Annotated in this window: 23 protein-coding genes; 9 read left to right on the top strand and 14 right to left on the bottom strand. The window is 71.7% G+C overall.

What is annotated here, in order from left to right; genetic code table 11:
• Positions 1 to 2: 2 nt before the first annotated feature.
• On the bottom strand, positions 3 to 767 hold the full coding sequence (locus tag IEZ27_RS09175; protein WP_189646800.1) for a nuclease-related domain-containing protein: 765 nt from the start codon (positions 765 to 767) through the stop codon (positions 3 to 5).
• Positions 768 to 937: 170 nt separating this feature from the next.
• Between IEZ27_RS09175 and IEZ27_RS09170 the strand changes: the two genes are divergently transcribed.
• Entirely contained in the window at positions 938 to 1,531 is a 594-nt protein-coding gene (locus tag IEZ27_RS09170) for a TetR/AcrR family transcriptional regulator (protein ID WP_189646799.1), read from the top strand.
• Here the strand turns inward: IEZ27_RS09170 and IEZ27_RS09165 are convergent.
• From IEZ27_RS09165 to IEZ27_RS09155, 3 genes are read right to left on the bottom strand one after another with little or no spacing between them, the layout of a single operon-like run.
• A complete protein-coding gene (locus tag IEZ27_RS09165; protein ID WP_189646798.1) occupies positions 1,490 to 2,545 on the bottom strand; it encodes an acyl-CoA dehydrogenase family protein in 1,056 nt (351 codons plus the stop codon). The two genes, IEZ27_RS09170 and IEZ27_RS09165, sit on opposite strands and share 42 nt — an antisense overlap.
• Entirely contained in the window at positions 2,542 to 3,705 is a 1,164-nt protein-coding gene (locus IEZ27_RS09160; protein WP_189646797.1) for an acyl-CoA dehydrogenase family protein, read from the bottom strand. The genes IEZ27_RS09165 and IEZ27_RS09160 overlap by 4 nt, the downstream gene beginning before the upstream one ends.
• Positions 3,702 to 4,904, bottom strand: a complete 1,203-nt coding sequence (locus IEZ27_RS09155) for an acyl-CoA dehydrogenase family protein (RefSeq protein ID WP_189646796.1) — start codon at positions 4,902 to 4,904, stop codon at positions 3,702 to 3,704. The genes IEZ27_RS09160 and IEZ27_RS09155 overlap by 4 nt, the downstream gene beginning before the upstream one ends.
• 107 nt (positions 4,905 to 5,011) lie before the next feature.
• Here IEZ27_RS09155 and IEZ27_RS09150 point away from each other — a divergent pair, with 107 nt between their 5' ends.
• The 3 genes from IEZ27_RS09150 to IEZ27_RS54915 all read left to right on the top strand — a co-directional run bounded on the left by IEZ27_RS09150 (position 5,012) and on the right by IEZ27_RS54915 (position 8,267).
• Positions 5,012 to 5,587: a GNAT family N-acetyltransferase gene (locus IEZ27_RS09150; protein ID WP_189646795.1), complete on the top strand. Its 576-nt coding sequence runs from the start codon at positions 5,012 to 5,014 to the stop codon at positions 5,585 to 5,587.
• 24 nt (positions 5,588 to 5,611) lie between these two features.
• Entirely contained in the window at positions 5,612 to 8,002 is a 2,391-nt protein-coding gene (locus tag IEZ27_RS09145; RefSeq protein ID WP_189646794.1) for an nSTAND1 domain-containing NTPase, read from the top strand.
• Between the two features lie 139 nt (positions 8,003 to 8,141).
• Positions 8,142 to 8,267, top strand: coding sequence for a hypothetical protein (locus IEZ27_RS54915; protein ID WP_260477875.1), 126 nt, complete (start codon positions 8,142 to 8,144; stop codon positions 8,265 to 8,267).
• A gap of 44 nt (positions 8,268 to 8,311) precedes the next feature.
• Here the strand turns inward: IEZ27_RS54915 and IEZ27_RS09140 are convergent, their stop codons facing one another.
• Complete coding sequence (locus IEZ27_RS09140; protein ID WP_229823721.1) at positions 8,312 to 8,884, bottom strand: TetR/AcrR family transcriptional regulator; 573 nt, start codon at positions 8,882 to 8,884, stop codon at positions 8,312 to 8,314.
• An 82-nt stretch (positions 8,885 to 8,966) separates the two neighbouring features.
• On the opposite strand from IEZ27_RS09140, the gene IEZ27_RS09135 reads away from it, so the two are divergent.
• Positions 8,967 to 10,109 (top strand): FAD-dependent monooxygenase, encoded by a 1,143-nt coding sequence (locus IEZ27_RS09135; RefSeq protein ID WP_189646793.1) that lies wholly within the window; start codon positions 8,967 to 8,969, stop codon positions 10,107 to 10,109.
• Here the strand turns inward: IEZ27_RS09135 and IEZ27_RS09130 are convergent.
• The 5 genes from IEZ27_RS09130 to IEZ27_RS09110 all read right to left on the bottom strand — a co-directional run bounded on the left by IEZ27_RS09130 (position 10,096) and on the right by IEZ27_RS09110 (position 15,906).
• Positions 10,096 to 11,046 (bottom strand): DMT family transporter, encoded by a 951-nt coding sequence (locus IEZ27_RS09130; RefSeq protein WP_189646792.1) that lies wholly within the window; start codon positions 11,044 to 11,046, stop codon positions 10,096 to 10,098. The genes IEZ27_RS09135 and IEZ27_RS09130 overlap by 14 nt on opposite strands.
• Positions 11,047 to 11,209: 163 nt before the next feature.
• Entirely contained in the window at positions 11,210 to 11,584 is a 375-nt protein-coding gene (locus IEZ27_RS09125; RefSeq protein ID WP_189646791.1) for a VOC family protein, read from the bottom strand.
• Positions 11,585 to 11,636: 52 nt separating this feature from the next.
• Positions 11,637 to 13,769, bottom strand: a complete 2,133-nt coding sequence (gene secA2, locus IEZ27_RS09120) for an accessory Sec system translocase SecA2 (RefSeq protein ID WP_229823719.1) — start codon at positions 13,767 to 13,769, stop codon at positions 11,637 to 11,639.
• Between the two features lie 185 nt (positions 13,770 to 13,954).
• The gene (locus IEZ27_RS09115) at positions 13,955 to 14,821 is read right to left on the bottom strand and encodes a DMT family transporter (RefSeq protein WP_189646789.1); all 867 of its coding nucleotides are present in this window, start codon (positions 14,819 to 14,821) and stop codon (positions 13,955 to 13,957) included.
• A gap of 269 nt (positions 14,822 to 15,090) precedes the next feature.
• Positions 15,091 to 15,906 (bottom strand): SAM-dependent methyltransferase, encoded by an 816-nt coding sequence (locus tag IEZ27_RS09110; protein ID WP_189646788.1) that lies wholly within the window; start codon positions 15,904 to 15,906, stop codon positions 15,091 to 15,093.
• 132 nt (positions 15,907 to 16,038) lie between these two features.
• Here IEZ27_RS09110 and IEZ27_RS09105 point away from each other — a divergent pair, with 132 nt between their 5' ends.
• Positions 16,039 to 16,383, top strand: coding sequence for a PRC-barrel domain containing protein (locus IEZ27_RS09105; RefSeq protein WP_189646787.1), 345 nt, complete (start codon positions 16,039 to 16,041; stop codon positions 16,381 to 16,383).
• Positions 16,384 to 16,489: 106 nt separating this feature from the next.
• Here the strand turns inward: IEZ27_RS09105 and IEZ27_RS09100 are convergent, their stop codons facing one another.
• Entirely contained in the window at positions 16,490 to 17,086 is a 597-nt protein-coding gene (locus IEZ27_RS09100) for a nucleotidyltransferase (RefSeq protein WP_125637056.1), read from the bottom strand.
• Between the two features lie 82 nt (positions 17,087 to 17,168).
• Here IEZ27_RS09100 and IEZ27_RS09095 point away from each other — a divergent pair, with 82 nt between their 5' ends.
• The 3 genes from IEZ27_RS09095 (at position 17,169) to IEZ27_RS09085 (ending at position 19,837) form a co-directional block, all read left to right on the top strand.
• Positions 17,169 to 17,654, top strand: coding sequence for a DUF1360 domain-containing protein (locus IEZ27_RS09095; protein ID WP_189646786.1), 486 nt, complete (start codon positions 17,169 to 17,171; stop codon positions 17,652 to 17,654).
• Positions 17,655 to 17,757: 103 nt separating this feature from the next.
• The gene (locus IEZ27_RS09090; protein WP_165959640.1) at positions 17,758 to 17,907 is read left to right on the top strand and encodes a GPGG-motif small membrane protein; all 150 of its coding nucleotides are present in this window, start codon (positions 17,758 to 17,760) and stop codon (positions 17,905 to 17,907) included.
• A 181-nt stretch (positions 17,908 to 18,088) separates the two neighbouring features.
• Positions 18,089 to 19,837: a PP2C family protein-serine/threonine phosphatase gene (locus IEZ27_RS09085; RefSeq protein WP_189646785.1), complete on the top strand. Its 1,749-nt coding sequence runs from the start codon at positions 18,089 to 18,091 to the stop codon at positions 19,835 to 19,837.
• A 6-nt stretch (positions 19,838 to 19,843) separates the two neighbouring features.
• On the opposite strand, the gene IEZ27_RS09080 is transcribed toward IEZ27_RS09085, so the two are convergent.
• From IEZ27_RS09080 to IEZ27_RS55465, 3 genes are read right to left on the bottom strand one after another with little or no spacing between them, the layout of a single operon-like run.
• Positions 19,844 to 20,584, bottom strand: coding sequence for a metallophosphoesterase family protein (locus IEZ27_RS09080; protein ID WP_189646784.1), 741 nt, complete (start codon positions 20,582 to 20,584; stop codon positions 19,844 to 19,846).
• The gene (locus tag IEZ27_RS09075) at positions 20,577 to 20,825 is read right to left on the bottom strand and encodes a BON domain-containing protein (RefSeq protein WP_125637060.1); all 249 of its coding nucleotides are present in this window, start codon (positions 20,823 to 20,825) and stop codon (positions 20,577 to 20,579) included. The genes IEZ27_RS09080 and IEZ27_RS09075 overlap by 8 nt, the downstream gene beginning before the upstream one ends.
• A gap of 45 nt (positions 20,826 to 20,870) precedes the next feature.
• Entirely contained in the window at positions 20,871 to 21,206 is a 336-nt protein-coding gene (locus tag IEZ27_RS55465; RefSeq protein ID WP_379478564.1) for a hypothetical protein, read from the bottom strand.
• Positions 21,207 to 21,234 lie beyond the last annotated feature (28 nt).

Genomic DNA, 21,234 nt, shown 5'->3' with positions numbered 1-21,234 from the left:
GGTCAGACCTTCTGCAGCTCCCTGGCCGCGGTCCTGGCCAGCAGCTCGATCTGCTCCTCGGTGAACACCACGCCGTCGACGGCCTTGATACGCCTGGAGACCAGGCGCGGCTTGATCAGCGTGAGGCCCTCGCCGGCCACGACGCCGCCGCGCGGCAACAACCCGCAGTGGACGGCCAGCATGGGCGAGATCGTGACCTGGATCCCGGTCTCGCGGGTCAGCAGCTCGGCGAACGCCTCGGCGGTGTCCACGAGCGGTTTGGCCCACTTGGTCCCGTACTTCTCGCTGAAGAACAGCCTGCCGTTGTAGCAGCCGATCTCGGTGTCGGGACTCCAGGACTCGTTGTCGATGACCCAGATGCCCGCCGGGCCGATCACGAGGTGGTCGATGGAGGCCTGGTCGCGGATCGCGCGGCCGTCGAGCACCTTGTAGCCGTGTCTGCCGAGCTGCCTGCGCAGCAGCCGGCCGGTGATCGCCTCACCGTGGCGCGCGCCTCGCCATACGGCCGTCGCCCGGAACGAGCGCCAGTCGATGAACCAGTCGACCGCGGCCACCAGCCCAGCCGTGACCGCCCCCCAGAACGGGACGAACTCGGAGCCGAACCTCAGCGCGAGCAGGGCGCCGACCACGAGGCCCACGCCCGCCTTGACGTACCTGGACCGACGCCGGTTCTGGGCGTCCTCGCGCCAGAACTTCTCGTACCACCACTGCGGGGAAGAGCCTGTGTACTTCTCGTCCTGCTGTACGTAGATAGAGCCACCGGGCACGGCAAACTCCCCGAATGAGTAGAAACCCTCAGGATCTGCCACACCGAAGATCCCTCGCCGGTCAAGTGATACCCAAGCACGAACCAAGGCGAGCCTAAGGTGACGGAAATAGAACCCGCAAGACCGTCAACCGACCAGTCGGTATGCTATGGCGGGTGACAAGGGGGACCATGGTGAGAGAAGAACCCGTCCGGCAGCGGTTGCTGGCCGAGGCGACGCGGCTGTTCGCGGCCCGCGGCTTCGAGGGAACGTCGGTGCAGGAGATCGTTCTGGCGGCAGGCGTCACCAAGGGCGCCATGTACCACTATTTCGACTCCAAAGATGATCTGCTGCACGAAATCTACGCCCGCCTGCTGCGCATGCAGATGGACCGGCTGACGCGGATCGCCGACGGCCCCGGCACGATCCGCGAGCGGCTGCACCGGGCCGCGGCCGACGTCGTCGAGACCACGACCGCCAACCTCGACGACTCCAAGATCTTCTTCAGGTCGATGCACCTGCTCGCCACCGAGAAGCAGAAGACCGTACGGGCCGAGCGCCGCCGCTACCACGAACGTTTCCGCGACCTGGTGGCCGAGGGCCAGCGTACGGGTGTCCTCAGCGACCGGGTGCCCGCCGAGCTGGTCGTCGACTACTTCTTCGGCTCGGTGCACCACCTGGGCACCTGGTTCCACGCGGACGGGCCGCTGACCGGCGCCCAGGTGGGCAGACACTTCGCCGACCTACTGCTGACCTCCCTCGGGGCCGGGGACGCCGGCGAGTGAGGCCAGCGCCTCCCGGTGGTCGCCGGGCGTGCCGAGCGCGATCTCGGTGGCCTTGGCGCGTTTGAGATAGAGATGCACGGGGTGCTCCCAGGTCATCCCGATCCCGCCATGGAGTTGCAACGCCTCCTCGGCGGCGCGTACGGCCACCCCGGCGTTCCACGACTGCGCCACCGCGACCGGGATGTCCCCGAGGTCGGCCGCCGCGCCGCGGGCCGCCGCCCTGGCCCTGACGACGTCCAGCCAGAGGTCGGCCAGCCGGTGCTTGATCGCCTGGAACGAGCCGATCGGCCTGGCGAACTGGTGGCGTTCCTTGACGTAGGAGAGGGTCGTGCCGAGGCACCATTCGGCCACGCCGAGCTGCTCGGAGGCCAGCAGGCCGGCCCCGAACCGCAGCACCGCGGCCAGGTCGCACTCCCCGACCTCCCGGGCCGGCGCCCCGGAGAGGGTGACGGCGGCGACCGGCCTGGTCAGGTCGAGCGAGGGCACGACCTCGACGACGGCGTCGGCCACCTCGTACAGCCTGCCCTCGAACGGGACCAGGAGCACGTCGGCCACGTCCGCGCCGGCCACGCCTGTCACGGTCCCGGACAGCCGCCCATCCTCCAGCCGCAGCGCCGCCCCCCGGCCCGGCCGGTACGGCGAGGCCGCGAACGACACCACCAGCGCCGCCGTCCTGCGCCCCTCGGCCAGCTCGCCGAGCAGCGCGTCACCGGTGGGCAGCAGCGCCCGCGTGGCCAGCACCGCGCTGGTCAGGAACGGCACCGGCGCCACGGCCCGGCCCAGCTCCTCCAGCACGACGGCCGCCTCGCTGGCCGACGCGCCCGCGCCGCCCAGCTCCTCGGGGACGAGCAGCCCGGCCACGCCGATCTCGCCCGCCAGCGTCTTCCACAGGTCGAGGTCGCAGGGCTCGGACCCGACCCGCCCGAGCACCGCGGCGGGCGGGCAGCGGTCGGCGAGCAGGCCGCGCACGGCCGCCCGCAACTCCTCCTCGACCTCGGAGTAGAGCAGAGTCATCGGGGCAGGTCCTTCCAGGGCACGTCCTTGTCGACGCGGGGTTCGGAGGGCAGGCCGAGCACCCGTTCGGAGATGATGTTGCGCAGGATCTCGGACGTGCCGCCCTCGATCGAGTTGCCCTTGGCCCGCAGGTAGCGGTAGCCGGGGCCGCGGCCGTAGAAGTCGACGTCCTCCGAGCGGCGGAAGGACCAGTCGTCGTAGCCCAGGTCGCGGCGGAACTCGACGTCGAAACCGGACAGCGCCTGGTTGAGCCTGGCGAACGACAACTTCATGCCCGAGCCCTCGGGGCCGGGCTCGCCCGCGGCGAGCTGCTCGCGCAGCCGGGCCCCGGACAGCCGGGTCACCTCGGCCTCCACCCACAGCGACAGCAGCCGCTGGTGCAGCTCGTGGGTGCGCAGCTCGGGATGCTCGTGCCACGCCTCCAGCACCGCGCCGACCATCCCGCCGCCGCGCCGTACGGGGGCGCCGCCGATGGCGACGCGCTCGTTCATCAGCGTGGTCTGCGCGACCCGCCAGCCGTCGCCGACCTCGCCGAGCCGCAGGTCGTCGGAGAGCCGTACGCCGGTCAGGAACACCTCGTTGAACTCGGCCTCGCCGGTGATCTGCCGCAGCGGCCGCACCTCGACGCCGGGCGCGTGCATGTCGCAGATGAAGTACGTCATGCCGCGGTGTTTGGGCACGTCCGGGTCGGTACGGGTGACCAGGATCGCCCAGCGGGAGTGATGGGCGCCCGACGTCCACACCTTCTGGCCGTCGACCACCCATTCGTCGCCGTCCCTGACCGCGCGGGTGCCCAGCGTGGCCAGGTCCGAGCCGGCGCCGGGCTCGCTGAAGAGCTGGCACCAGATCTCCTCGCCGGTCCACAGCGGGCGCAGGAAACGCCGCCTCTGCTCCTGCGTGCCGAACGCCAGGATCGTCGGCGCGGCCATGCCGAGGCCGATGCCCTGGAGGCCGCTGTTGATCTGGGGGGTGCCGGCCAGCTCGTGCTCGACCACCTGTTGCAGCTCCCTGGCCGCGCCCAGGCCGCCGAGCCTCTCGGGGAACCAGACCCAGGCCAGCCCGGCGTCGAACCGGGCCCGCAGGAACGCCGCCCGGTCCCCGCCGGGGTCGTGCGCGTCCAGGAACGCCCGTACGCGCTCCTTGATCTGTGCTTCGTTCACATGAACCTCTTCAGCTCGCGATAGGCCAGGGACCGCTTGTGCACCTCGTCCGGACCGTCGGCCAGGCGCAGGGAACGGGCGCCCGCCCAGAGCGCGGCCAGCGGGAAGTCCTGGGAGACGCCGCCCGCGCCGTGCACCTGGATGGCCTTGTCCAGGATCCATTCGACGGTGACCGGCGTGGAGATCTTGATGGCCTGGATCTCGGTGTGGGCCCCCTGGTTGCCCACGGTGTCCATGAGCCAGGCGGTCTTGAGCACCAGCAGGCGCAACTGCTCGATCCGGATGCGGGACTCGGCGATCCAGTCCTGGACCACGCCCTGCCGGGCGATCGGCTTGCCGAACGCCGTCCTCGCCAGCGCCCGCTCGCACATCAGCTCGACCGCGCGCTCGGCCATGCCGATCAGGCGCATGCAGTGGTGGATGCGGCCGGGGCCCAGCCTGGCCTGGGCGATGGCGAACCCGCCGCCCTCCTCGCCGATCAGGTTGTCGGCCGGTACGCGTACGTCCTCGAAGATCACCTCGGCGTGGCCGCCGTGGTCGGCGTCGGTGTAGCCGAAGACGTGCATCCCGCGTTTGACGTGCAGCCCCGGGGTGTCGCGCGGCACCAGGATCATGCTCTGCTGCCGGCGCTTGGGCGCGTCGGGGTTCGTCTTGCCCATGACGATGAAGATCTTGCAGTTGGGGTTCATGGCGCCGGAGATGAACCACTTGCGGCCGTTGATGACGTACTCGCCGCCGTCGCGGACGATCGAGGTGGCGATGTTGGTGGCGTCGGAGGAGGCCACGTCGGGCTCGGTCATCGCGAAGGCGGAACGGATCTCCCCGTCGAGCAGCGGGCGCAGCCACTCCTCGCGCTGCCACTCGCTGCCGAACATCGACAACACCTCCATGTTGCCGGTGTCGGGGGCGGCGCAGTTGGTGGCAGTGGGGGCGATGCTGGGGCTGCGGCCCATGATCTCGGCCAGCGGGGCGTACTGGAGGTTCGTCAGGCCCGCGCCGTGCGCGCCCGGCAGGAACAGGTTCCACAGGCCGCGCTTTCTCGCCTCGTCCTTGAGGTCGTCGAGCAGCGGCGGCGGGCTCCAGCCGGCGGCCGCGGCCTGCTCCTCGAAGGCGGGCTCGGCCGGGTGGACGCATTCGTCCATGAAGCGGAGCAGGCGCTCGCGCAGGTCCTCGGTGACGGTGTCGAAGGCGAAGTCCATGCCGGTGAGCCTACCGACCGGCCGGTATGGCTGTCGACAGGTGGTCTTTCGCAAAAGGGGCCAGGTGGCAGTCAACGTGCCCCGGCGGCGCGCCCTATCGTGGCGGCATGACCGCCAAGCTGCCCGCGCCCGTGGTGCTGGAGAACGACGTCGTGCGCCTCGAACCGCTCACTCTGGAACACGTTCCGGACCTGTTCGCCGCCGGCGGCGGGGACGACGAGCTCTGGCGCTGGCTGCCGAGTGCCACCCCGCGTACGGAGGACGACCTGGCGAGCACGGCCCGCGCGCTCATCGAGGACGACCGGCACATCCCGTTCGCGGTGATCCCCAAGGAGAGCGGCCGCGCGGGCGGCTGGACGACCTACATCGACGTGCCCGGCTTCGACGAGAGCGTCGAGATCGGCTGGACCTGGTACGGTCGCGCCCACTGGCGTACCGCGGTGAACACCAACTGCAAGCTGCTGCTGCTCGACCACGCCTTCGGGCTCGGCTACAACCGCGTCCTGCTCAAGACCGACGTGCTGAACCTGCGTTCCCAGGCGGCCATCCGGCGCATCGGCGGCGTGCACGAGGGCACGCTGCGCCGCCACCGCAGGAGGTCCGACGGCACCTGGCGCGACACCGTCTGTTTCGGCATCCTCGAAGAGGAGTGGCCGGAGCACCGGGCTCGACTGAACCGCTGAACGGAAGGCGGCATCTAATCCCGCATGACTGATCGGCTGGGAGGCTACTGGCTCGGCGCCCGGCTCGACGGCGGCGGGCGGACCACCGTCCGCGAAGCCTATGACGAGTCGGGGGCCCGCCATGCGCTCCACCTGCCGGGGCCGGGCGCGTACGCGCAGGTCCGGGAGGTGCGTTCGGTGCACGCCGCGCGACTGGTCGAGGCGTGCCCGCAGGGCGACCCGCCGTATCTGGTCAGCGAGTACATCGAGGGGCCGACGCTGCGCCAGGTCGTCGACCGGCACGGCCCCTTCGCCGGCGACGACCTCTACCGCCTGGCCGCCGCCACCGCCACCGCTCTGGCCGCCGTCCACGAGGCGGGGGCGGTGCACGGGTCGCTCACGCCGGGCAAGGTCATCCTGGGCGCCGAGGGGCCGCGTCTGGTGGGGCTGGGGCTCGCCGACGCGGAGGCCGACCCGGCCGGCGACGTCCAGGCGTGGGGGCGCGTCCTGCTGTTCGCCGCCTACGGGCTCACCGAACGATTAGGCAACGGGGAGCGCCTCGACCGGCTGTTACGCGGCCTGGTCGCCGCCGCGCTCCACGACGACCCCGGGCAACGGCCGGACGCCCGCCGCCTGCTCATGTCCCTTCTCGACGCCCCGCAGTCCCAGCTCGGCCGCCTGCTGCCGCCGGAGCCCGTGGACGACCCGCCGCTCGGCGCCCGCGCCGAGGCCCTCTATCTCCAGTTGTGCCGGGCAGACCAGGATCTGGTGCCCGAGGTCTTCCTGCGCCTGGTCGGCCAGGACGACGCCGGCGGCGACACCGTCGCCCCCGCCCGCAGGAACGACCTGGTCGCCGGACGCGCCCCCGACGAGGTGGCCGCGATCGACCGGGTGCTGGAGGCGTACGGGAAGGCCGGGATCCTGACGACCGGCGACCAGGGCCCTCTGACGATCACGTACGCGGCGCTGCTGCGGGCCTGGCCGCGCCTGCACGAGTGGCTGGACAGCGAGCGGGACGGCCTGGCGGTGCACCGGGAACTGGCCCGGGCGGCGCGGGCCTGGGAGGCGGGCGGGCGGCGCGAGTCGGAGTTGTACCGCGGCGAACCCCTCGACCGGGCGCTGGCCTGGGCAGCCGGCGGGCGGCGGCGGGTCACCCTGAGCGCGGACGAGCAGACCTTCCTGGACGAGGGCCTGGCGCGGGCCCGCAGGGGCACGCGCAGGCGGCGCGCGATCATGGCGGGGCTGCTGTCGGTCGCGGTGCTGGCGGCGCTGCTCGCGGTGTGGCAGCGCGGGGCCGCCGACGGGCGGCTGGAGCAGGCGATGGCCAAGGTCGCCGCGTCGCGGGCCGAGGCGCTGCGAGTGGCCGACCCGGTGACCGCCCGGCGGCTGAGCCTGGTGGCCTGGCGGCTGGCCCAGGTACCGCAGGCGCGCCGGGCGCTGGCGGCGGCGGCCGGCGACCCGGCCGTGGACGTGTTCACCGACCCGTACGCCGGGCCGCGCTCCCTGTACGCGGTCAGCGACGACGGCAGCAGGCTGGCCGCCCTGGCCGACGACACGGTACGGATCTACGACGTCCCCGGGCACCGCCAGATCGCCCAGGCGGCGGGGCCCGCGCAGAGCGTACGGGCGATGGCCTGGTCGCCGGACGGGCACACGCTGGCCTTCGTGGGCGTGGACCGGTCGTACCTGTGGGACACCGCCTCGGGGCGGGGTGTGGGGCCGCCGTTCGGCAGGGGGCTGGGGGCGCCGGGCGAGCAGTCGGCGTGGTTCAGTCCGGGCGGCGGGCTGCTGTTCGCCGCGGCCCGGCAGTCGGGCGAACGCTGGGCCTGGGACCTGCGGGCGCACCGGGCGGCCTTCGTCGGCCAGTACGCCGTCGCCGGTCCGGGCGACCGGGTGGCGCTGACGTTCGATGGCCGGCGCTCGGCGATCAGGCGGGCCGGACGCGTCACGCCCGCGCCGTGGCTGGACCGGATGCCGTGGGAGTACACCACGTTCGCGCCGGACGGCGAGCGGGTGGCCATCGCCGAGGAGACCGGCATCCAGATCTACGACCTGGACGGCGTGCCCGTGCTCGGTACCCGCCTGCGCCCCTCGCCCGGCCACCTGCGCTTCAGCCCGGACGGGCGGCTGCTGGCCGGGACGGACAACGACCGGGTGCGGGTGTGGCGCGTGCCCGATCGCACGCTGCTGGCCGAACGCCAGGTGCCGGTGGGGGGCGCGGACCGTCCGGCGCGGGCGGTGCTCGCGGCCGACGGGCGCACCGCGCGCGTGCTGGCCGCCGGCGGGACCGTGCTCACGCTGGACCTGGCCGGGCCGGCAGGGAGGCCGGCCAGAGATCCGGCGGAGGCGGTCTGCGCCCGCTACGGGGGGCTGTCGACGGCCGACTGGGCCCGCCACCTGCCCGAGGTGCCCTACCGCGCCTCGTGCCCCGGCTGATCACGACGTTACGCGAGCTTTTCTCGGCTTCGTTCCGTGGGTCCTCGGCCGATCTTGGCCCGCCCCTCTTGCCGGACGCATGACCGTAGTCATACGGTCACCGTGAGCTGTTGATCGAAGTGAAGGAGAGTCCCCCCGTATGGGCAGGCATGAGGCACCCCCCAAGGACGAGCCGCCGGAGGCCGAGGCCGGCGCGGCCGGCGGCCGTCGGGAGCCTCGCGGCAAACACGCGAGGGACGGCGAGGACGCGGGCGGCGACGAGTAGGCGACGTACAGAACATACGAACCGGCATGCGGGCGCCGGCGGTCCTATCCGCCGGCGCCTTCGTCGTGCAGCATGCCGGTCAGCAGGTCGCGCAGGGCGAGGGTGAGCTCGTCCAGGGTGGGTGTCTGGCCCGCGCCGGCGATCGCGTCGAACATCAGGCCCTCCCCGAAGGCCACGAGCTGCCGGGCGTGGCGGGCCGGGTCCTTGGAGCCGAGGGCGGCCAGCATGGCGGGCGCCGGGTCGCGGAACCGGCGGCCCGCGCGGTCGTAGATCTCGCGCAGCTCGGGACGCCTGGTGGCCTCCAGGGCCAGCTCGTAGCGGGCCAGGGTGCGCCTGCGGTCGTCGAGCTGCACGCGCAGAGCGCCGGCCAGGCGGGCGGGCAGGCCGTCGAGGGTGAGCGGCACCCGTTCGTAGGCCACGGCCATGACCTCCATCTCCAGCTCGGTGAGCCGGGACAGGGTCAGCTCCAGCAGCGCGGCACGGGTACGCGCCAGGTTGGACGTCGATCCGGACGGCAACCCGGCCTCCTCGTCGACGGCGCGATGGGTGAGGCCGCGCATGCCCCGCTCGGCCAGCAGGGTGATGGCCGCGTCCGCGACGGTCTCCGATCGTTTCACGGGCGAATACTACAGGGGTAGTGCCACCGCACTACAGGCGTAGTACGCTGACACTACAGACGTAGTAATCGAGGAGGCGGTCATGTCGAAGGCTGTGGTGATCGGCGGGGGCATCGGGGGGCTGGCCTCCGGTGTGGCGCTGCGCCGCAAGGGGTGGGAGGTGAGCGTGCTGGAACGGGCGGCGGCCATCGAGCCCGTCGGGTCCGGGCTGGCGGTGGCCGCCAACGCCCTGAAGGCGCTCGACACGCTGGGCGTGGGCGACCGGGTGCGCGAGTTGTCCGTCGTCGAGGGGCCGCTCGGGCTGCGCCGGGCGGACGGCCGCTGGCTGACCCGCACCACGGACGACAACGCCGACGCCAGGTACGGCGACTCGGTGGTCGTCCTGCTGCGGGCCACGCTGATGGACGTGCTGGCCGACGCCCTGGGCCCAGGCGTCCTGCGGCTGGACACCACCGTGACCGGTGTGGACGCCGGACGCGGGATCGTCCGGACCGCGGCGGGCGAGATCGAGGCCGACCTCGTCGTGGGCGCCGACGGCATCCACTCGGCGACCCGGCGCACGCTCTTCCCGGGGCATCCGGGGCCGGCGTACGCGGGGGTGACGGCCTGGCGCGGGCTCGTGCCGCGGAACGGGCTGACGATCCCCCGGTCGGAGAGCTGGGGCAGCGGGCAGGTGTTCGGCATCCACCAGCTCACCGACGACCTGGTCTACGTGTACGCGACCGACCTGTCACCCGCCGGCGCCGTCCACGAGGACGAGCGGGAGGAGTTGCTGCGCAGGTTCGGCGGCTGGCACGAGCCGATCCCGGCGCTGCTGCGGGCCGCCGACCCCGCCCGGATCATCCGCAACGACGTCCACTACCTGAAGACGCCGCTGCCCGCCTTCCACAGCGGCCGGGTGGCGCTGGTGGGCGACGCCGCCCACGCGATGACCCCCAACCTGGGCCAGGGGGCCTGCCAGGCGCTGGAGGACGCCGTGGTGCTCGCGCACGTCGCGGACGGCGACCTCGCCGCCTACACCGCCGCCCGGCTGGAGCGCACGTCCGGCATCGTACGGCGGTCGATGACGCTCTGCCGGATGACCATGCTGCGCAACCCGCTGGCGGTACGGCTGCGCAACCTCGGCATGACCGTGGCGAACCGGCTCAGCCCGGACCTGATGCTGCGTTCGATGGACGACGTGCTGTCCTGGCGTCCGCCGGTGGAGGCGGTCACTGACCGGTGACCGCGCCCTCCGACGCGCCCTCCGAGGCGCCCTCGGACGGGCCCGCGGACGCGGCCTCGGCGGCCACCGTGGCGGAGGTGAGCACCGGCGGCACGGGAGCGGGGGTGGGGGCAGGTGTGGAGTGGTCGGGGGTGAGGCGGCCCAGGGTGATCGTGCCGCCGATGGTGAGCGCCCCGGCCAGCAGGGCGGGAATGGCCGTGGACGGGCTGGTCGGCAGCGGCTCGCCGAGCAGGATCGCGCCCGCCAGCACCGACGTGATCGGGTCGATGACCTGCACGCCGGCGTAGGCGATGCCGAAGTAGCCGACCGCGTACGAGCGCTGGAGCAGCACCACCGCGCAGACCAGCAGCACCGGCACGGCCAGCGTGAACCAGTGGATCAGCCGCCCCCACTCCCCCTGCATGCCGCCGCCGACCACCCGGACGAACGTCGACACGCTCGCGGTCACCACGCCCGCGCCCACCGAGAGCAGCAGCGCCCGCGCGGGGCCGTGGAAGCGCCGGGCAAGCACCTGCGCGACCAGCGTGATCGTCGCGATGACGCCCAGGAAGCCGAGGGCGGCGCCGTTGCTCAGCCTGGGGGTGACGTCGTGCTGCGGCACCAGCAGCATGAGCCAGAGCAGGCCCACGGCCACGGCGATCGAGCCGAGGATCTCCGCCCGGTACGGCTTGCGGCCGTACATGAAGGCGGCCAGCGGCACCGCGAACACCAGGGTGGCCACGCTGATCGGCTGCACGGCCACCAGCGGCGCGAAGCTGAGCGCCACGGCGTGCAGGCACGCCCCGGTGAAGCCGATCACGCCGCCGATCCACCAGCGGGGGCGCCGGACCAGTTTGAGCGTGGCGCCGGCGGCCACGGCCTCGTACTGTTGGAGGGCGGCGCCGAGCGCGTACCCCAGCGCTCCGGCCAGCGCGATGAGCAGCCCGACCCAGGTCATCGGCGCCCGCGCAGGGGCAAGGATCCGTCCAGGAGCATTGCTCCAGCTTAGGAGCCAGGCGGAGCACTGCAATCATTCTTTAGGCCGATAAATCACCCAATTACGGCGTCCACCTGCACGAACATGTGGCTCATCCTTGGCCCCCCGCAGGACGGCCCGGCGCCTACGACTGCTCGGGAACCACGCAGAACAGGTGGCCCTCCGGGTCCTGAAGGACGATCCAGCGGGTGCCCTCCTCGGTGACCCCCGGCTGGAACTCCGGCTTGACCGCCCCCAGCGCGATGTACTCCTCGACCGCCTTGTCCAGGTCGGGCACGCGGAAGTCGAAGTGGAACTTCTTGTCCGGGCTGGGCCAGGTGCCCGGCTTGTAACCCGGGACGCGACCGAAGTAGATGCTGGTGGAGCCGTCGCCGATGGCCGCGTACTCCTCCTCCGAATACTGGATCTCGAAGCCGGTCACCTCGTGGTAGAACGCGGCCAGCTTCCGCGGGTCGTCGCAGTCGATGGTGAACGCGATGAGCTTGGCTTTTGTCGTCATGTGTCCATGCTCGCAGGCGTACCTGTCATCTTCTGTCAGGTACGCCCGCGAGTCAGCCGCGTCGTGTGGCGGCGGTGACGCGCTTGAGGATCCGGTCCCATTCGGTGCCGAACGGGTTGTCCTGCACCAGGTACGTCCACGTGGCCGACGGGCGCTTCAGGTCGGGCTCGGGGGACTCGAAGGACTCCAGCGAACGGCGTTCGACCTCGGCCTGGAGCGCCTTGTACTCGGCCACGGCCTCCCGCTGGAACTCGTCGACCGGGCTCATCCGGCCCAGCGCGCGCAGGTGGATGCCCTCGCGCAGGTCGTTGAGGAAGGCCAGGTGCTCGGTCCAGCAGGTGTCGATGGCGTGCAGGACGATCTGGCGGGCCGTCTCGTCCCTGGTGTCCTCGGGCAGTTCGGCCCAGCGCCCGGGGTCGGCCTCGGCCAGCGCCTTGGCGGCGGAGTCGCCGTGGAGGACCTTGTCGCGCCATTCGAGGATCAGCTCGCGCTGGTGCTCAAGGAGCCGGGTGTAGCGCCAGGTGTTGCGGTGGATCTCCAGGTTGACGCCCTCGGCCACCCGCTGGGCGTGGCCCACGATGTACGCGCCGCGGCGGTGGCGTACGAGGCCGTCGGGGTCGGCGGCGGGCGGCCGCTCGTCGGGGACGAACTGGGTGATCAGGTCGTCGGTCATGCTGACGAAGAAGACCGAGCCGCCGGGGTCGCCCTGACGGCCGGCCCGGCCGCGGAGCTGGTCGTCGAGGCGGCTGCTGGCGTGGCGGCCGGAGCCGATCACGTAGAGGCCGCCGAGCTCGGCCACGCCGTCGCCGAGCCGGATGTCGGTGCCGCGGCCGGCCATCTGGGTGGAGACGGTGATCGCGCCGCGCTCGCCCGCCCTGGCGATGATCGCGGCCTCCTCGGCGTCGTTCTTGGCGTTGAGCACGACCGGTTCCATGCCCCGGCGCTGGAGCAGCTTGGCGAGGTTCTCCGACTCGGCCACGTCGAGGGTGCCGATGAGGATCGGCCGGCCCGTCTCGTGGGCCTCCTGGATCTCCTCCACCAGCGCGGCGTCCTTGTCGGGGACGGTCGGGTAGACGCGGTCGGGCTCGTCCTTCCGCACGCACGGCCGGTTGGACGGGATGACCGCGACCTTGAGCCCGTAGAACTCGCCGAGCTGCTCGTTGACCGCGACGGCGGTGCCGGTCATGCCGCAGATCTGCGGGTAGCGGCGGATCAGCCCCTGGAGGGTGATCGAGTCGAGGATCTCGCCCTTCTCGCTCGGCGGCAGCGCCTCCTTGGCCTCCACGGCCGCCTGGAGCCCGTCGGGCCAGCGCTGGAGCAGCGCCACCCGGCCGCGCGAGGGGTTGATGAGCTGGACCCGGCCGTCGCGGACGATGTAGTCGACGTCGCGGGCGAGCAGCGCGTGGGCGTGCAGGGCCAGGTTGAGCTCGATGAGGGTGCCGGGCTCGTGCTCGTCGTAGAGCTCGACGCCGAGGATGTTCTCGACGCTGTCGGCGCCCTTGGGGGTGAGGTAGACGTTGCGCGCCTGCTCGTCGATCTCGTAGTGGTAGCCGCGGACGAGCGTGCGGACCAGCGCCGCCATCTCGGGCACGGCGCTGCCGGGGTCGGCCGCGCCGGCCATCACCAGCGGCACCCTGGCCTCGTCGACGAGCACGGAGTCGGCCTCGTCGATCAGCGCTACCTCGGGCGCGGGCACGATGATCTCGCCGGGGTCCGTACGCAGCCGGTCGCGCAGCACGTCGAACCCGATCTCGCTGACCGGCCCGTACGTGACGTCCTTGGCGTAGGCCGCGCGGCGCTCCTCCGGGCTGGAGTTCTGGTCGATCCAGCCCACGCTGACGCCGAGCGCCTCGTAGAGCGGGCCCATCCACTCGGCGTCGCGCCTGGCCAGGTAGTCGTTGACGGACATCACGTGCACCCGCTTGCCCTGCAACGCGTAGCCGGCGGCGGCCATGGCGCCCGACAGGGTCTTGCCCTCGCCGGTCGCCATCTCGGCCACCTTGCCGTCGAGCAGGGCGAGCGTGCCCAGCAACTGCACGTCGTACGGCCTGAGCCCGAGGGTCCGGTCGGCGGCCTCGCGCACGATGGCACAGAACTCGGCCAGATCGTCCATGGCCGGCTCCGGCAGCTCTTCGAGCTTTCCGATGCGACCGGCGCGCTCATCGGCCGCCTTGACAATCTTCATATAGGGGGTCAGGTTCACCCCGCCTGGACGATCCAGGAGGTTCCTGAATATTCCCTTTATCGAGGCCACAGTTCCTCCAACGCACGTTTCGTCGGCGCCGTTCCCTTATGCCGAAATGAGGGAGCGGAGCGACGATACGGCAAGCGTCGCCGTACCGGACCTTAACTCATCACGGGCCCTTGGCCTCACATCTCCGTTTCCGCTCTCAGCGCGAGCACGGCGACGGCGGCGAGCAGCAACGCGCACCCGCCCCAGGCGAGCGGCGTCAGCCGCTCGCCGAACAGCACGACGCCGATCAGCGCCGCCCCCGCGGCCTCGCCGAGCGAGATGATCGAGACCGTCGTGGCGGGCAGCGCGGTGAGCGCGCGGAAGAACAGGCTGTAGGCCAGGGCGGTGGGCACCGCGCCCAGGTAGAGCAGCAACGCCACCGACGGCACGCTCAGCTCGGGCACCACACCTGCCGGCAGGGCGAAGGGGGCCAGGCACACCGCCCCGACCGCGAAACCGCCGACGGCCGTGCCCTGGGGGTCGGTCCTGTGGTGCCGGGAGAAGAGGGTCACGCCGGCGTACCCGGCGGCCGAGAGGAGGGCGTACCCGATGCCGGCCAGGGACTCGGCCCGGACGACCGACTCCGCCGTGAGCAGGACGAGCCCGGCCGGCGCGGCGGCCAACGCGCCCCGGGCGACCGGGCCGAGCGGTTCGCGCAGCAGGAGGCGGGCGCCGAGAGCGGTGAAGATCGGCGTGGCGCCCATCGTCACGACCGTTGCGACCGCGACGCCGGAGCCGGCGATGGCCGCGAAGTACGCGGTCTGGTAGACGGCCATGCCGGCGCCGACCGGCAACACGCGCCAGGTCAGGTGCCGTACGCGCGGCGGGCGGCGGGTGAGGGCGAGGAGGAAGGCGGCGCCGAGCAGGTAGCGCCAGAACGAGACGCCGACCGGGCCGAGGTGGCCCGACTCGAACAGCAGCGCGCCCGCGGCGCCGCCGGTGCCCCAAGCGGTGGCGGCCACGGACACGTAGACGGCGCCACGACGGGCGGAGACAGGGGTCATGACTGGATCTCTCCGGATGGAGTGGTCGGAATGGGCCCGTATGCGGGCAGCAACCACCCCCGGATCGGTCAGACCCGGAAATTCCTGGAACGCCGCCGCCCGCTAGAGGGCCGGCGGCGGGGAGCAGATGAGGAGACGACGCGGCATGGGCGACACCCTAGCCGCCGCGGGCGCGGGCGGCACCGGGGTTTCACGACCGGCGCACGACACGGGGTCTCACCGGCGCCACCGGCGGGCGGGCGCTTGGTCACGGCGGCGCGGGCGGCGGGTTACGGCTTGCGGGCGACGCCGCCCAGGAGCAGTTCCTCCCAGGGGGCCGGCGGGCCGGGCAGCCGCTCGTCGGGATGCCATTCGGGGAAGTGCACGACGCCGGGCTCGACCAGCACCAGCCCGTCGAAGTACGCCTCGATGTCCGCGCGGTCGCGGAAGTAGCTGGTGCCCATGGTGGCCTGGAGCAGCGTCTCCAGGGCCTTGGCCTTGGGGTTGTCGGAGGCGAGCATGTTCGAGACGGCCAGGTGGCTGCCGGGGGCGAGTTCGGCGACGTACCGGCGGACCAGGCCGTGGGGGTCGTCGGCGTCGGGGAACAGGTGCAGGAGGCCGATGGCCAGCAGGGCCGTGGGCTGGTCGAGGTCGATCAGGCGGGTCAGCTCGGGGTGGCCGAGCACGGCCTCGACGTCGCGGGCGTCGGCGGTGATCGCGGTCGCGCGGGCGTTGCCGCCGAGGATGGCGCGGGCGTGCGGCTCGACCATGGGGTCGAGGTCGACGTAGACGACCCTGGTCCCGGGGTCGGCGAACTGGGCGACCTCGTGCGTGTTCTCGATGGTGGGCAACCCGGCGCCGAGGTCGATGATCTGCCTGATGCCCGCCTCGCGGACCAGGAAGTCGACGATCCGGCCGATGAAGGCCCGGTTGCACCAGACGAGGTCGACCACCTCGGGCACGGCGTCCTTCAGCCGGCGCGCCACCGAGCGGTCGGCGGTGAAGTTCTCCACGCCGCCGAGCAGGCAGTCGTGCACGCGGGCCATGCTGGGGCGCGTGACGTCGACGCCCGGAGGAGCCCACTCCTGCGCTTCGCCGAGAGTCATCCGACCCCTTTCCAGTCCGTGACGCGGATCGTATCCGTCGCCGCCGACGCTTTGTGGGGCGTTTACCGGAGTCTGTCCGGGTAGCAGGAGTCTTGCCCGAGAAAAGACGGAAGAAGAGAGGAAGAGAGCCCGATGGAGCTCTGGAACTATCGTCCTGACGTCTATGACCGGGGTCAGAGTCTGGATCTCGTGGGTTACCACGTCCAGGCGACCGACGGGAAGATCGGGTCCGTCGACGAGGCGACGTACGAGGTCGGCGAGAGCTACATCATCGTCGACACCGGTCCCTGGATCTTCGGCAAGAAGGTCATGCTGCCGGCGCAGGTCGTCACGCGCATCGACCCTCAGGAGCGTGACGTGCACGTCGCGCGTACCAAGGCCGAGATCAAGGACGCGCCCGAGTTCGACGAGGGCGGGTACAAGGAGATCGAGTACCGGACGCGGCTGGGCGACTACTACGGCCGCCACTCCGGGTGACCCTCATGGACTGATCTGAGCAGTCTGCCCTGACACGAAGGGCCGCGTCCGCCCCCGGACGCGGCCCTTCGCCCGTTCCCGAGCGTCCCGTTCTGGGGCGTCCCGGTCAGGGCCACTTGCTCTCGCCCGAGGCCACCACCGGCTCGCTCAGTACGCCCAGCCGCTCCAGCAGCGTGACGAACGTCGTCGCGTACGGCGAGTCGGCCGTCACCGCCACCACCCTCGGCCAGTCGACCTGCTCACGCAGCGCCCGTACCTGGGCCAGCAGCGCGCCGTAGTCGCAGGCGTGCTCCGACAGCGGCAGCAACCACGAGATGACCAGGTCGGTGGCCTCCAGCACGGGTACGATCACCGCCGACGCCTTCAGCGGCTCGGCCCGGTCCAGCAACTCCTCGGTGATCTCGTGGTCCGACACCCGGAAGATCAGGTCGACGAGACGCCCCTCGTCGTACGCCTTGACCAGCCAGTCCTCCGGCGGCTTGGCCGTCTGGAACCCCAGCCCGCGCAGCGCCTCCAGCGCGGCCGGCACGTCATGCTCGGTGAGCACGAAGTCGACGTCGTGCAGCGAGGGGGCGGCGCCTCTGGCGTAGGCCGCACAGCCACCGGCCAGCGCGAACTTCACCCCGGCGTCCTTCAGACCGGAGCTGGCGCGTTTCAACGTGTCAAGGATGGCGTCGGTGACCGCGTGACCATGGCTGCTCATGGTTCCGGGCTACCCGCACGATCGTCATGTAGGCGTTGCGGACAGCGCGTAGGGGCAGGGGCTGAGGGTAGCGCCACACCCTATGACCGAGATGCTGGAGCAGACGGAACGGGCCTACGACAACGGGCACGATCGGCCGCTCGGCGGCTATCTGGGAATCCTCGCCGCGTACGGGGCCGGGGTGGCCGGCGCGGCGGCCGCGGCCGTGCTCACCAAGAGGCGGCTGCCCGAGCGGGTCGGCGTGCTCGACCTCGCCCTCATGGCGGCCTGCACCCACAAGATCTCGCGGCGCCTGGCCAAGGATCCGGTCATGAGCCCACTGCGGGCGCCGTTCACCACGTACGAGGGCCAAGGCGGCCCTTCCGAGGTCCGCGAGGAGCCGCGCGGGCCGATGGGCGAGCTGCTGGCCTGCCCGTTCTGCCTGGCCCAGTGGGCGGCCACCGCGTACGCGGTCGGGCTGGTCTTCGCCCCCAGGGTGACCAGACTGGTCGGCGCGACGATGACGGCGGTGGCGGTCTCGGACTGGCTGCAACTCGGGTACGCCAAGCTGATGAAGGCGGCCGACTAGATGATGGCGGCCGCCCAACGACCTATCCGGAGAAATTACCTCATGTCCGTTACTGCAAAAGAAAACATGTTATGGAGTCATACGTGAGGGCAGTTGCCACCCCATGGCTACTTTGCTTTGGATCATCGCGGTAATCCTCGTCATCTCCGGGATCTACGTGATTCTGGCCCGGCGCGACCTGCTCTGGGGGATCGTTCTCATCGTCCTCGGTTTCCTGGTGGGTCCGGGCGGGGTCAGCATCTTCAATGTCTAGGGCGCACGGCGCCCCGCACACCGTCCCTCGCCTCCAATGGCACCCTCCGCTGGGCCGAACCTCGAGAACGGCCCAGCGGACCACCTAGTTTTTCCGAAATATCATCATTATCAGCCCTCAATCCCGATTGTTCGGGCATGGGGAGCGAGTGAGCAAATTTCCGCCGTTCAGCCGCTTTGAGATGAACGCGGCTTCGGCACGGGTTCGCGAGCAGCTCACTGTCCTGCGTCGGCATCTGCGTACCCAGGCCATCCTCGACGAGGCCACGGCCCGCCTGGCCACCCGGCTCAACATCCGCCCGGGCGAGGCCGCCGAGCAACTCGTCAGGATGGCCCGGCACAGCGGTCTGGAGCTGACCGAGGTCGCCCGGGGCATCGAACGGCCGATCGAGCAGGAGCTCGAACGGCCCGAGGTGCCCGAGTGGGTGAACGGCATGCTGGCGGGCGTGCACGCCTCGGCCCTCTACCTCACCCCCGTCCAGGACGACGCGGGCCGCATCGTCGACTTCCTCGTCGTGGCCGCGAACGAGCACGCCAGGACCCCCGCCGGCCGCTCGGCCGCCGACCTGACCGGATGCCGCCTCCTGACGGTCAGCCCCGGCGTGGGCGGCTCCGGCCTGCTCGACGACTACATCGCCGTGTACGAGTCCGGCGAATCCCTCTACCGCATGCCGATGGAGTTCGTGGAGGCCGCGGACTACCGGCTCTGGCCGGCCACCCTCGCCGTACGCGCCGCGCGCGTGGACCGCGGCCTGCTGGTGAGCTGGCGCATGCTCGACGACGAGGAACTGCTGGTCTCCGGCTGGGAACGCGCCCAGCGCCTGGCCGAGCTGGGCTGGGGCGAGTGGAACCTGGCGACCGAACGCACCCTGTGGACCCCGCAGATGTACGAGATGTTCGGCCGCGACCGCGCGGACGGCCCCATGTCACTGGAGGAGCTGCCCGGCGTGGTGGTCCCCGAGGACCTGCCGGTCGTGGACGAGCAGATCCGCTCCCTGCTGGAGTTCCGGGAAGCCGTGGAGAACGAGTTCCGGATCCAGCACCGGCACGGCGTACGTCACCTGTGCGTCTACAGCGAGCCGCTGCTCGACCCGGAGGGCCTGCCGCTCAAGGTGCGTTTCCTGGTCCAGGACGTGACCAAGAACCGCCGCAGGGAACGGGCGCTGGCCGTGGCGCACGAACGGGCGACCAAGGAGCAGGAGCGGGCCGAGCAGGAGCACCGGGTCACCGTCCAGCTCCAGAACACGATCCTGCCGATCCGCCGGGGCCTCATCAGCCTGCCGGGGCTCGCCGTGGGCGTGCGCTACCTGCCGGGCGGGGAGCTGACCAGGCTCGGGGGCGACTGGTTCAAGGCCCGCCTGATCACCGACGGCCGCGTGCTGCTGGCCATCGGCGACGCCATGGGCCACGGCCTGACCGCCGCGAGCATCATGTTGCAGATGCGCTCGGGGCTGGCCGGCCTGGCCTATACGGGCGCGCCCGCCGGTCAGCTCGCCACCTGGCTGAACGACCTCATCGTGCACTCCAACGAGGACGTCACCGTCACCGGCACGGCGATCATCGGCCACTTCGACCCCGAACGGCGCACGTTCGCCTGGACCAGCGCCGGGCATCCCGCCCCCGTCCTCATCAGGGACGGGACGGGGCGGCTCGTCGAGGGGCCCACCGGTACGCTGCTGGGGGCGTTCGACGCGGCCGAGTTCGACATGACGGTCACACAGCTCGAACCCGGCGACACCCTGCTGATGTACACCGACGGCGTGGTGGAACGCCGCGGCCAGGACCTGGACGCCGGCATCGCCGCGCTCGTCCACGCCTCGCACTCCTGTGTGGGGGACGATCCCGAGCAGACGATCGACTGCCTGCTGCGGCGGCTCGGCGCCGACAGCTCCACCGACGACGTGTGCGTCATCGCCGCCCGCGTGCTCTGAAGGGGGTCAGTCGTCGAACTCGTTGCCCGGGTCCTCCAGGCAGTAGACGCCGTACGCCTTGCCGAGGACGGGCAGGGCGACGTTGCGGACGCGGATGCCGCCGGGGGTCATGCCCTTCTCCGTGCCCTTGTGGGCGTGCCCGTGCAGGATGAGGTCGGCGCCCGCCGTGTCCACCGCCTCGGCCAGCAGGTAGCTGCCGAGGAAGGGGTAGATCTCCAGCGGCTCGCCCTCCAGCGTCTCCTTGATCGGGGAGTAGTGGGACAACACCACGCGCTGGTCGGCCACCAGCTCCTTGAGCCCGATCTTCCACGCCTCGGCGATGTAGCGCGTGTGGGAGATGAAGTTCTTGATCTCGCGCTCGCCGAACTCGCTCGCGCTCTTGCCGGCGAAGCCGCCGCCGAACCCCTTGCCGCCGACCACGCCCAGCTTCCGGTCACCGCAGTGGATGACCGCGCCGTCGTCGTCGAGCACGATGACGCCGGCGTCGCGCAGCTCGCCGGCCAGCTCGTACTGGAGGTCGGAGTGGTAGTCGTGGTTGCCCAGGACGGCCACGGTGGGGATGGGCAGGCCGCGCAGCTCGTCGGCGACGACGCGGCCCTCCTCCAGCGTGCCGTGCCGGGTGAGGTCGCCCGCCAGCATGAACACGTCGGCGCGCTCCTCGATGCCCTCGAGCCTGCGCCGGTACTGGCCCCTCATGTCCTCGCCCAGGTGGATGTCGCCCACCGCCGCTATCCGCAGGTCAGTCAAGGTGCTCGTCCTCCCCCGGCGCTGAGACTTCGACTATCCGGATCTCGTTGTGCAGGTGCAGCTCGGGCGCGGCCTCCCGCGCCACCTCGCCGAGCCTGTCGCGCTGCTCGGCTCCGCTCACCTGGCCACGCAGGAACAACTGGTCGCCGCGGACGTCGACCCGGATGCCGAGCTCGTGCGTGCGTCCGTCCTCGGCCAGCGCCTGTTGGACGCGGGCCGCGACGTACTGCGGAGCTTCCATCGTTCGCCTCCTTCTCTTGTCGCCGCATGCCCCGGGATTAAAGGCTCAAACGGCGCGAATCAGGTCGATAACGGCCCGTTCCACCGTCCCGTGGGTGGCGAGTTGCCGGTAATCGGCGTCCGCCCCGAGCTCTGTCAGCACCGCGCCGATCGTCCTGTCCTGGTCGTACGCCTCCACCACGCGCGGATCCACGTACGACGCCCGCGCCACGGTCGGCGTGTTGCCCAGGTACTCGGCCACCTCCCGCATCACCCGGGTCACGGCCCGCTTCCCGGCGGCGCCGCTCGCGGGGGCGCGCCTGGAGACCGCCAGGCCGACAGCGGCCAGGACGGTCGCGTGCCAGGTGCGGAAGTCCTTGGCGGTGACCTCGCACCCGACCAGTTCGCGCAGGTAGTCGTTGATGTCCTCG

The organism is Nonomuraea spiralis, assembly GCF_014648435.1.
GTDB lineage: Bacteria > Actinomycetota > Actinomycetes > Streptosporangiales > Streptosporangiaceae > Nonomuraea > Nonomuraea spiralis.
Note: the sequence above shows the minus strand (reverse complement) of the source record. Positions and strands in the feature narration are given on the sequence as shown.